This is a genomic window from Streptomyces sp. Je 1-79, assembly GCF_025195125.1.
Classification (GTDB): Bacteria; Actinomycetota; Actinomycetes; order Streptomycetales; family Streptomycetaceae; genus Streptomyces.
Map to the genome: position 1 here is coordinate 78,839 of NZ_JAMGSL010000010.1, position 11,277 is coordinate 90,115.

Annotated in this window: 8 protein-coding genes; 1 reads left to right on the forward strand and 7 read right to left on the reverse strand. The window is 71.6% G+C overall.

Features of this window, described 5'->3' with window-relative positions; all coding sequences use genetic code 11:
• Positions 1–78: 78 nt before the first annotated feature.
• From M5362_RS21555 to guaA, 4 genes are all read right to left on the reverse strand, one after another.
• Positions 79–621 (reverse strand): DoxX family protein, encoded by a 543-nt coding sequence (locus M5362_RS21555; RefSeq protein WP_260229335.1) that lies wholly within the window; start codon positions 619–621, stop codon positions 79–81.
• A gap of 88 nt (positions 622–709) precedes the next feature.
• Positions 710–1,939 (reverse strand): hypothetical protein, encoded by a 1,230-nt coding sequence (locus M5362_RS21560; RefSeq protein WP_374214504.1) that lies wholly within the window; start codon positions 1,937–1,939, stop codon positions 710–712.
• 184 nt (positions 1,940–2,123) lie between these two features.
• Complete coding sequence (locus M5362_RS21565; RefSeq protein WP_260229337.1) at positions 2,124–2,918, reverse strand: class II aldolase/adducin family protein; 795 nt, start codon at positions 2,916–2,918, stop codon at positions 2,124–2,126.
• Positions 2,919–3,048: 130 nt separating this feature from the next.
• Entirely contained in the window at positions 3,049–4,650 is a 1,602-nt protein-coding gene (gene guaA, locus M5362_RS21570; RefSeq protein WP_260229338.1) for a glutamine-hydrolyzing GMP synthase, read from the reverse strand.
• A 309-nt stretch (positions 4,651–4,959) separates the two neighbouring features.
• Here guaA and M5362_RS21575 point away from each other — a divergent pair, with 309 nt between their 5' ends.
• On the forward strand, positions 4,960–5,250 hold the full coding sequence (locus tag M5362_RS21575; RefSeq protein WP_260229339.1) for a chorismate mutase: 291 nt from the start codon (positions 4,960–4,962) through the stop codon (positions 5,248–5,250).
• A 727-nt stretch (positions 5,251–5,977) separates the two neighbouring features.
• Here the strand turns inward: M5362_RS21575 and M5362_RS21580 are convergent.
• The 3 genes from M5362_RS21580 to M5362_RS21590 form a co-directional block, all read right to left on the reverse strand.
• Positions 5,978–7,807 carry a GMC family oxidoreductase gene (locus tag M5362_RS21580; RefSeq protein ID WP_260229340.1) on the reverse strand — a complete coding sequence of 610 codons (1,830 nt, stop codon included), beginning with the start codon at positions 7,805–7,807 and terminating at the stop codon, positions 5,978–5,980.
• A gap of 41 nt (positions 7,808–7,848) precedes the next feature.
• Positions 7,849–9,477: a succinic semialdehyde dehydrogenase gene (locus M5362_RS21585; RefSeq protein WP_260229341.1), complete on the reverse strand. Its 1,629-nt coding sequence runs from the start codon at positions 9,475–9,477 to the stop codon at positions 7,849–7,851.
• A gap of 145 nt (positions 9,478–9,622) precedes the next feature.
• The gene (locus M5362_RS21590; protein WP_260229342.1) at positions 9,623–11,275 is read right to left on the reverse strand and encodes a serine/threonine-protein kinase; all 1,653 of its coding nucleotides are present in this window, start codon (positions 11,273–11,275) and stop codon (positions 9,623–9,625) included.
• Between the last annotated feature and the right edge of the window lie 2 nt (positions 11,276–11,277).

Consider the following 11,277-nt stretch of genomic DNA (forward strand, 5'->3'; position numbering starts at 1 on the left):
CTGGGAGACGCCCTGGTACGAGGTGATCCCGGTGCTCTGCGGGGGCATGGGCCTGGCCGCGTTGACGACCTGGCTGGCCTACCGGGTGCGCCGTCGTTCGGCGAGAACGGCGTCGAGCGAGAAGTACGCGGCCCCGGCGAGCACGAGCGGCAGCCAGGACATGAGATAGGCGAGGTCGTTCCCGTAGTAGTACGGGTTGACCTGCCAGCTCACCGTCAGCCAGAGGCTCAGGGAGATCAGCGCCCCGCCGAGAGCGGCCAGCCGGGCGAACAGGCCCACCAGGGTCCCGATGCCGACGGCCAGCTCACCGAAGGCGATCGCGTACCCGAACCCGACCGGGTTGTTGAGCGCCAGGTCGACGAGGGCGGGGACGGCCGAGGTGTCCCGGACGCCGCGCATCATCTCGCCGATGGACCCGCTGCCGCTGTCGGCCATGAAGCCGGAGTCGGTGAGCTTGTCGAGCCCTGCGTAGACGAAGGTGATCCCGAGGAAGAGGCGCAGAGGCAGCAGCGCGTAGCGCGAGGCGGCGTTCTTCCAGGCGGTGAGCCCGCCGGGGCCACCACCGCGGCCGCCACGACCGCCGTGGCCCCCGCCCGTCGTACCCATGCTGTGCTGTGCCATCGTCGGCCTGCCTCTCCGCGCCACTGTCCGCAGAACCGATTGTCCCCGGACCCCCTCCCTGTGGATACGTGGAGGACACTCCGGGAGTTCAGTCGACGACGTCGATGGTGACCCGGTTGGTCTCCACGCCGGAGGCCGTCACCACCGACACCTCGACCCGCCCCGGCTCGACGTCGACCGGGAGAGGGACGGTCAGGACCGAGTCCGTCGGGTTGGCGAAGCCGCCCGGGACGGGGACCAGCGGGACGTGCGCGTGGACGGAGCCGACGCGCACGACCAATCGGGTCAACGGGTCCGGTCCGGAGGCCCCGGCGGGGACGAAACCGGTCCCTCGGATCTCGATGTCGTCGCCGGTGCGGATCGGGGCGTCCAGGTCGCCCGCCTCTCGGGAACGGACGACGGAGAGGATCGCCGGCCGGCCGCCCTCCGTGCACTTGGCGGCGAGGTAGCCGGCCGCCGCCACGGCGACAAGGAGCACGAGGGACCAGGGCACCCCGGGGAGCCGGTCGGGGGCGCGCCCGAGCCGCACGGCGGCGAGGGCCAGGACGGCGCCGGAGACCAGGACGTGGGCGACGTCGGTGAGGCAGGCGCGGCCGTCGTCGTCGCAGAGCAGGTCGGCGGCGCGGGGCCGGTCGGCACGGACCTTCTGCAGCCGCTGTCCGGCCACCCGGGCCCACACGATCCGGCGGGTGGCGACGGCGACTGCCGCCGTCAGCGCGAAGACGGTCAGCAGTCCGGCGCCGTGCGCGATGCCGAGGCCGGCCCGGTCGGCGCCGGTGGCCAGGCGCAGCGCGAGGAAGAGCACGGTGTAGACGGCGAAGAGCAGCCAGCCGGCGGCCACCGCGCGCGAGGTGGAGAGCCGGTTGTCCTCCCCGACGAGCGGGGCGAGGACGCCGCCGCTCGCCCGGTGGGCGTGGGCGGCGATGGTGAGCGGGACGGCGAGGAGGAGCGCGGCGACGAGTCCGGCGGTGCGCGGCCCCGTCCAGCCGGTGCCGATCGCGGTGAGCGCCTGCCCGAGGAGCAGGGCGACGACGCCGCCCCATACGGCGCCCAGCGTGGCGTACCGGACCCGGCGGCGCCAGGCGTCGCCCGCCGCCCGCCCGCGTGCCTCGATCGCGCGGGCGGACTGGGCCAGTTCGTCGGAGACCCACTGCCGCGAGGCCCCCGGCGAGTGGGCGACGGCGGCGGGCACGCCCTGGCCCGCGGCCAGCTCGTCCCGCCGGGCGAGGAACGCGGCGACCACACGCCGGTGACCCGCGCGCCCGCCCTCCGCGCACCGCACGTGGTCACCGCACTGTCTCGCCTCTTGCACCGCCACGGAGCTCACTTCCCGATGTATCCGTCAACCGTCAACTGGCCGTTGCGTCCTGGGAATTGTGTCGCACCCGGGAGCCGCCGGACTGCTCCGAGCGCCCCGCGCGAGAGTGATTGAACCGTCATCACATTGACGTAAGGACAGTTAAGGACAGTTAAAGGCGGTTAAGGGTGGTGAGGGCCACCTTCTACGACAGCAGTTCGGGCTCCTCGCGGCTGATCCTGCGCCACAGCGGCTGGTAGTTGATCCAGGCGGCGAGGTCGGTGCCGAGCTGCTCACGGGTGGCGACCGCGTCCTTGTGCCCGATGGGCACCGGCTTGCCCGCGGCCCGCGCGGCCAGCTGGATCCGGGCGCACCGTTCCATGGCGATGAACCACCAGGCGGCCGCGTCGACCGACGTCCCCACGGTCAGCAGACCGTGGTTGCGGAGCACGATCGCCTTGTACGGGCCGAGGGCGGTGGCGATCCGCCGCCCCTCCTCACGGTCGACTGCGACACCGGTGTACGCGTCGTAGAGCGCGTGGTCCTGGTAGAAGCCACAGGCCTCCTGGGTGATCGGCTCGATCAGCTCGCCGAGCGCCGCGAGCGCCCGCCCGTAGGTGGAGTGGCTGTGCGCGACGGCGACGACGTCCGGCCGGGCCCGGTGCACCTGGGCGTGGACGGCGAAGGCGGCCTGGTTGACGAGTGCGGCGCCCTGCACCACCTGCCCGTCCCCGTTGACCAGGACGAGCTCGTCGGCGGTCAGCTCGGCGAAGGGGGTGCCGAAGGGGTTCACCCAGAAACAGTCGGCGTACTCGGGGTCCCGCGCGGTCACATGACCGGAGACGCCCTCCTCGTACCCGAACCGTCCGAAGAGTCTGAGCGCGCCCGCGAGTCTCCGCTTGCGGTACGTCCGCTCCTCGTCGAGGGTCTCGTGGACGGGCGGCATCGCGACGTGGAGCTGCTCGACGGGTACGGGCGCGGGTGCCGGTGTCTCGCTCATGCGCGGGAAGGTAACGCCGGGCCGCGCAACTGACCAGAGAGATCACACGACGAACGCGACGAAACCGCCGCCCCCACGGATGGGGACGGCGGTTCGACGTTCAGGACCCGTTCTCAGGATCCGTGCGGGATCACTCCCACTCGATGGTGCCCGGCGGCTTGCTCGTCACGTCGAGCACCACACGGTTCACATCGGCGACCTCGTTGGTGATCCGGGTCGAGATCCGCGCCAGGACGTCGTACGGCATCCGCGTCCAGTCCGCCGTCATCGCGTCCTCGGAGGAGACCGGGCGGAGGACGATCGGGTGACCGTACGTCCGGCCGTCGCCCTGCACGCCCACCGAGCGCACATCGGCGAGCAGCACGACCGGGCACTGCCAGATGTCGCGGTCGAGACCGGCGGCCGTCAGCTCCTCGCGGGCGATGGCGTCGGCCTCGCGCAGCAGGTCCAGGCGCTCCTTGGTGACCTCGCCGACGATACGGATGCCGAGGCCGGGGCCCGGGAAGGGCTGGCGCTGGACGATCTCCTCCGGCAGGCCGAGCTCCTGGCCGACCATGCGGACCTCGTCCTTGAAGAGCTGGCGCAGCGGCTCGACGAGCTCGAACTCCAGGTCCTCGGGGAGGCCGCCCACGTTGTGGTGGGACTTGATGTTCGCGGTGCCGGTGCCACCGCCGGACTCGACGATGTCCGGGTAGAGCGTGCCCTGGACGAGGAACGCGACGTCCTCGCCGGCGCCCGCCGACTCGGCCACGATCTCGGCCTGCGCCTGCTCGAAGACGCGGATGAACTCGCGACCGATGATCTTCCGCTTCTCCTCGGGGTCGGAGACCCCGGCGAGCGCGCTGAGGAATCGCTCCTGCGCGTCGACGACCTTCAGCTGCACACCGGTGGCCGCGACGAAGTCCTTCTCGACCTGCTCGGTCTCGTTCTTGCGCATCAGACCGTGGTCGACGTAGACGCAGGTCAGCTGCGAGCCGATGGCCTTCTGCACGAGCGCGGCGGCCACGGCGGAGTCCACGCCGCCGGACAGACCGCAGATGGCGCGCTTGGTGCCGACCTGCTCGCGGATGGCCGCGACCTGCTCGTCGATGACGTTGCCGGTGGTCCACGTCGGCTCGATGCCGGCGCCCCGGTAGAGGAAGTGCTCGAGGATCTGCTGGCCGTGCGTGGAGTGCAGCACCTCGGGGTGGTACTGGACGCCGTACAGCTTCTTCTCGTCGTTCTCGAAGGCGGCGACCGGCACGACGTCCGTGGACGCGGTGACGGCGAAGCCCTCGGGGGCGGCGGAGCAGGCGTCGCCGTGCGACATCCACACGGACTGCTCGGTCGGCGTTCCCTCGAAGAGGGTCGATCCGGCCTTGGAGACGTGCAGCGGCGTACGGCCGTACTCGCGGGCGCCCGTGTTGTCGACGGTGCCACCGAGGGTCGTCGCCATCAGCTGGAAGCCGTAGCACATACCGAAGACGGGGACGCCGGCCTCGAAGAGCGCGCGGTCCAGGCGCGGGGCGTTCTCCGCGTACACGGAGGACGGGCCGCCGGAGAGGATGATCGCCTTGGGCTTCTTGGCCAGCATCTCGGCCACCGGCATGGTGGACGGGACGATCTCGCTGTAGACCCGCGCCTCACGGACGCGTCGGGCGATGAGCTGGGCGTACTGGGCGCCGAAGTCGACAACGAGGACTACGTCCGGGTTGGTGACGTCGGGCGCGGCAGCGGGAGTCGCTGATGACACTACGGCGGCCTTCCGGCGGTAGGAGGGGGTTCTATTTGTCGATTCTACCGGCGCGCCGGGCTCGCTTTTCGTCTCACCATCCGAACCCGGGTTGTCCCGGTCCCCGAGGCGGGGTCCATACTGTCCGCATGCGCAAGCTCACGACCTTCGTCTTTACCTATGGCACCGGCCCGTCCGGCTGCCATGGTCGTGCTGCTTGAGCAACTGACAAGCGACTTCCCAGGCGCCCCGGGCCGACAAGGCCCGGGGCGCTCTGTCGTTTCCGGGCCCTGCCGCCCCGGGGCACCCGACACCCCGAGGAGCCCCACCATGACCGCCCTGACCCACACCGAGAAGACCGGCGCCCGGACCGACGAGGCCGCCGCGCTCATCGGTGACGCGCGCGAGCGGATCGACGCGCTCGACGACCGGATCATCGGCCTGATCCAGGAACGGATGGCCGTCTCGGCCGTGATCCAGGAGGCCCGGATCGGCTCCGGCGGCCGGCGGGTCAACCTCGCCCGCGAGATGGAGGTGCTCGGCCACTACAGGGACGCGCTGGGCAAGCCGGGCACGGCTCTGGCGATGACGATGCTGGAGCTCTGCCGCGGCCGCATCTGAGCGCGCTCGCACCGGAGCGCCTCCTCGCGCCCGAGCGCGTGTCCGGGTGCGTCCCCGCATCTGAGTTCGGGCGCGCTCTCACCCGTACGGCGCGTGACCGGCTCCGGCGCCCCTTCGTTGGTCCCGTTGTCCGTGCCAGCCAGGGGCGGGCCCGAAAAATCCACGCGTGGCTTCGCTGGGGCGTGTGACGTACCGCAAGTACGTCGTGGGACCTCGCACCAGCGCGCGTGACCGGACGGCAGGGGACAGCAGCCCGGTCACCCAGAAAGGGCGGTCGGCTCCGGGGACGCCCGGGGCCGACCGCAACCGGTCCGGTCGGACGCGCCGGCGTCCGTCCCGCACGAACACCCCACACCCCGTCCTCCCCACCCCACCTCACCCCTCGCGGCGCAACCCCCCGGCGCCGCGCTCCCACGGCACCGCCGCTGCCCTGACACCGGTGCCGATTGCCGAGGGCCCCGCGCCGCGACCGGAATCGCGGCGACGGGGCCTTCGTGCTGCCCGGGAACGGAACGCTCCGCGGCACGTGACGCGCGTCACACGAAGAATTCGCTGATCGACTACAACCAATCCCCCTGGCCACAGGTCATGCATGCAGCACCACCCAGAAGCTGGAGAGGCGCTGCACTCGGAGGGGGGTGCAGCGCCTTTTCCATCTCTCAGGACCGGCCTCCGGTCACGCTCTCAGGACCGGCTTCCCGTCCCGTCCCGCGCGACGGGCTTCCCGTCACCGCTCCTTCGGCGGGACGGTCGGCATTCCCAGGAACGGCAGCTTCAGCGCGCCGAAGGCGTCCGCCGGGACCGTCGGGGACTTCGGGGCGACGGCGGCGAGACGGACGTACGCCTCCCCCTGGCCGGGCCGCGCGTCCTCCTCGCCCTTGTTCGGCCAGAAGGACATCGCCCGCTCCGCCTGCGCCGTGATCGTCAGCGACGGATTGACGCCGAGGTTGGCGGAGACCGCCGCCCCGTCGACGACCGAGATGCCCGGGTGTCCGAAGAGACGGTGGTACGGGTCGATGACACCGGACTCCGCGTCCGCGCCGATCGGACAGCCGCCCAGGAAGTGCGCGGTGAGCGGGGTCCCCATCAGTTCGCCGATGTTGGAGCCGGCGAAGCCGTTGATCTCCTCGGCGAGCAGGGAGGCCGCCCGGGTCGCCTCGGGGATCTGGTTCGGGTTCGGGGCGCCGTGCCCCTGTCGGGCCGTGAGCAGTCCCTTCCCGACGCCGCCCGGCTTGCGGTAGGTCGTCAGCGAGTTGTCCAGGGACTGCATGACGAGACCGATGATCGTCCGCTCCGACCAGCGGCGGTTGGAGAGGGCGCGGAGGGCCAGAGTGGGGTGCTTGACCATCTCCAGGAGCCAGTTCCGTACCCGGTGGGCGCCGTAGGGCACCTGGAGGACGGTCATGCCGCCCATGGCGTTGGAGCCCTTGCCGTAGCGGACCGGCTCGATGTGGGTGTTCTCGTCCGGGTGGATCGAGGAGGTGATCGCGACCCCGCGCGTGAAGTCGACCTTCTCCGCACCGTGCTTCTTGCGGTAGCGCCGGTCGGTGGTCTGCGAGCCGACCAGCGCCTCCGAGTTGGTGCGGGTCAGCTCGCCGAGCCGGGTCGAGATGCGGGGCAGCAGCCCGGTGTCCTTCATCCGGTGCAGCAGGGTCTGCGTCCCGTACGTACCGGCGGCGACGACGACCCGCGGGGCCGTGAACGTCCGGCCCTTGCCCTTCTTCTTGTTGTCCGTCGGCAGCGTCTTGACCGCGTACCCGCCCCGCGAGTCCTCGGTGAGGGCGACGACCGAGGTCATGGGGTGGACGACGGCACCGGCCTGCTCGGCGAGGTAGAGGTAGTTCTCGTTGAGGGTGTTCTTGGCGCCGTGGCGGCAGCCCGTCATGCACTCGCCGCACTCGGTGCACGCCTTGCGCGACGGCCCGACGCCGCCGAAGTACGGGTCGGCGACCTCCGCGCCCGGCTTCGCCCGCGACGCGCCCTCCCCTTCCCCGCCGACGGCGTCCTTCCCGTCTCCGAAGAAGACCCCGACCGGCGCCATGTGGAAGGTGTCGCCGATCCCCATCGCCTGCGCCGTCGCCTTGAGGTGGACGTCGGAGGGGGTCAGGGTGGGGTTGAGCCGTACGCCCAGCATCCGCTTGGCCTGGTCGTAGTACGGCGCCAGCTCCTCCTGCCAGTCGGTGATGTCCTTCCACTGCGGGTCCTGGAAGAAGGGCGTGGGCGGGACGTAGAGGGTGTTGGCGTAGTTCAGCGAACCGCCGCCCACGCCCGCTCCGGCCAGCACCATGACATTGCCCAGCAGGTGGATGCGCTGGATGCCGTAGAGGCCGAGGGCCGGGGCCCAGAGGAAGTTCTTCAGGTCCCAGGAGTTCCTGGGCAGCTCGGTACGGGCGAAGCGGCGGCCCGCTTCCAGGACGCCGACCCGGTAGCCCTTCTCGGTCAGGCGCAGGGCCGTGACCGAGCCGCCGAACCCGGAGCCGACGACGATGACGTCGTAGTCGTACGCCGAGTCCAGGTCGTCGCCGTCCTGATTCTGGGCAGGGGGTACCGCGGTCATGGCTCTCCTCGTGCGAGAAAGGGGCTGGAACGGGCAGGGCGTCAGCGCAGGCGCAGGGCCTTCATCGCCTTCAGGGACAGGCTCATGAACGCGGCGTACTTCTCGTCGTCCATCCCGAAGGAGGGCGCGAGCGGGATCAGCCGCTGCTGGGCCACGGTCTGGGCCTCGGTGAACTTGAGGATGCCCTCCGAGCCGTGGCGCCGGCCGAGCCCGGAGTCCTTCATGCCGCCCATCGGCGCCTGGACGCTGCCGTACGCCGGCGCGTACCCCTCGTTGATGTTGACGGTGCCGGTGCGCAGCCGGGCGGCGACGGCGTGGCCGCGCCGGGAGTCCTTCGTCCAGACGGAGGAGTTGAGTCCGTACGGGGTGGCGTTGGCCAGCTCGACGACCTCGTCCTCGTCCTTGAAGCGGTAGATCGAGACGACCGGGCCGAAGGTCTCCTCGGTGCAGACGGCCATCGGGGCCTCGACGCCGTCGAGGATGGTCGGCTCGTAGAAGAGCGGGCCGATGTCGGGGCGGGCTACGCCGCCGGCGACCAGCTTGGCGCCCTTGGCGACGGCCTCCTCCACGTGCTTCGTCACCGTCTCCAGCTGCCGCTCGCCGACGAGGGAGCCCATGTCGGCGCCGTAGGAGAGGGAGTTGCCGAGGCGCATCGCCTTCGTACGGGCGGCGAAGCGGGCGACGAAGTCGTCGGCGACCGACTCGTGGACGTACAGCCGCTCGATGGAGATGCAGAGCTGTCCGGCGGAGGAGAAGCAGGCACGGACGGCGCCGGCGGCGGCCTTCTCGATGTCGGCGTCCTTGAGGACGAGCATGGCGTTCTTGCCGCCGAGTTCGAGGGTCACGCCGACGAGCCGCGCCGCGGCGCCCTGGGCGACCTCACGGCCGGTACGGGTGGAGCCGGTGAAGGAGACGTAGTCGGCGTGCTTGACGACCTCGGGGCCGACGACGGGCCCTTCGCCGATGACGACCTGGAAGACCTCGGCGGGCAGCCCCGCCTCGATGAGCAGGTCACGGGCCCAGAGCGCGGTGAGCGCGGTCTCGGTGTCCGGCTTCATGACGACGGCGTTGCCGGAGACGAAGGCGGGCAGCGCGTCGCCGACCGACAGCTCCAGGGGGTAGTTCCAGGGCGCGATCTGGCCGACGACACCGCGCGGCTGCCGCAGCTCGGTGACCTTGGTGAGGGTCGGTACGACGCCGGTGTGGTGCTTGGGGCGCAGGTAGGCGGGGGCCTTGCGGCCGTAGTGCCGGGCGGCGACCGCGACGGCGAGGACCTCTTCGTGGGCGTGCAGACGGGCCTTGCCGGTCTCCAGCTGGATGAGGTCGAGGACCTCGGCCTGGCGCTCGAGGACCAGGTCGTGGAAGCGGAGCAGGACGGCCGCGCGGGCCTTGACGGAGGTCGCCGCCCAGGCGCCCTGGGCGGCGCGGGCACGGGCGAAGGCCTCGGCGACGTCCTCGGGGGTGGACTCGGGCAGCTCGGCCAGCTTCTCCCCGGTGAACGGGGTGTGGTTCGCGGTGCGACCGGAACCGGCGACTCCGCGGGTGAGCTGGGCGACCACCTCGGGGGTGACCACGTCGGCGGCGGTACGGACACCGGCCGGCGAGGGCGCGAGGGGGTTCGTGCCGGGGGCGGCGGTGGCCGGGGCGGTGAGTGCCTGCGAGTCCGTCATGAGGGCGAGAGTAGGCCGCATTCAGGTCTTTGGGTACCCGTCGGTAACGCGTTTTCACCGGGTGCGCACATCACGCCAGCGATCGCTGGCACATAAGCCCTGATCAGGGGCTTACGGTCGGCCGGGAGTGCGATTTCCCGCCTACTCAGCCCGTCTGCCCGCCCGGGCCCGGCTGCTCGCCCGGGGCCCGCCAGTGCTGCAGGACGACGTCGAACTGCTCCCGCGTGGTCTGCCAGCTCGACTCCGGCGAAGACATGTACACGGCGTACTCGGTGCCGTCGTCCCCGAAGTACAGCTGGTCGATGGCGTGTCTCGGGCCCGGGAACTCCTGCTTCTCGTACCAGGTGAACTCCCACCGGGCGGAGCTGACCTGGTCGCGGTAGGTGTTCTGGTTCAGCTTGATCCGCTTGTACTGGAGCCGCCTCTTCAGCGTCTTCTCCAGGTCCAGCACGTGCACGTACGGGTTCTCGAAGTCGGGCGTGGGGTCGACACTGATCCGGATCCGGTGGCGTCCGTTGTCCGGCGTGTAGTCGATGCTGTCGCCCTCCGTCTGGCGCTTCCAGCCCTTCGGTACCGCCAGGCTGAAGCCCTTGGGGTCCTCGACGCGGTGCCAGCCGTCCGGGAGGGTGTCCTTGGCGGCCTTCGTCACCTCGGGCTGCGTGCTGTGACCGGCGTCCCCGGCCTTGCCGCCTCCGCCCGAGTACTGCATGGCGGCGAAGACGGCTCCACCGGCGACCAGGCCGGCGAGGACGGCCGCCGGGACCGCCGTACGCCACCGTCCGCGGCCGCCCTTGGCCGCGGGAGCGGCCGGCCGGGGCGCGACCGCGGGCGCGGGGGTGGACACGGGGGTGGCGGTGGACGCGGAGGAGTCCTGGGCCGGGAGCGGCGTCGTGGCGGAGACCAGTTCCTCCTGTGCGACGCGCTGTGTCGGCACGTACGCCTGCGCGGCCTGCGGCGCACGGCCCTCCATGGCGTCCAGCAGCATCCGCTCGGCCTCGTCGGCGCGCGGCCGGTGCGCCGGGTCCTTGCGGAGCAGCGCGACGATCACGGACGCCAGCGCGCCCGCCTTCGCCGGGTGCGGCGGCTCCTCCGTCACCACGGCCTGCATGGTGCTGATGGGCGAGGTCCGCCGGAACGGCGAGGTGCCCTCCACCGCCGTGTACAGCGTCGCGCCCAGCGACCAGAGGTCGGAGGCGGGGCCGGGGTCCCCGCCCCGTACCCGCTCCGGCGCCAGATAGTCGATGGAGCCGACGAGTTCGCCGGTACGGGTGATCGTCGAGTCGCCCTCGATGGCCGCGATGCCGAAGTCGGTGAGCAGGACCCGCCCGTCGCGGGCCAGCAGGACGTTTCCGGGCTTGACGTCGCGGTGCAGCACTCCGGCGGCGTGCGCGGCGCGCAGGGCCCCGAGGACGTGCAGCCCGATCCGGGCCGCCTCGCGGGGCTCGATCGTGCCTGCCTCCTTCGCCGCGTCCGCGAGCGAGGGTCCGTCGACGTACTGCATGACGATCCACGGACGGGCGTCGTGCTCCAGCACGTCGTGCACCGTGACCACGCCCGGGTGGGTGATCCGTGCCGCGGCGCGGGCCTCCTTCTGCGTACGGGCGTGCAGGACGAGACGGTCGGCCTCGGCCACGAACCGACCCGCCGTCAACTCCTTGACCGCCACCACCCGGTGCAGCACTTCGTCGTGCGCACGCCAGACCTTGCCCATGCCGCCACGGCCGATGGTCTCGCCCAGCCTGTACCGCCCGGCGAGCAGGAGTCCCGCCCCCGTGTCCGCGCCCTGAGAATGTTCCACTG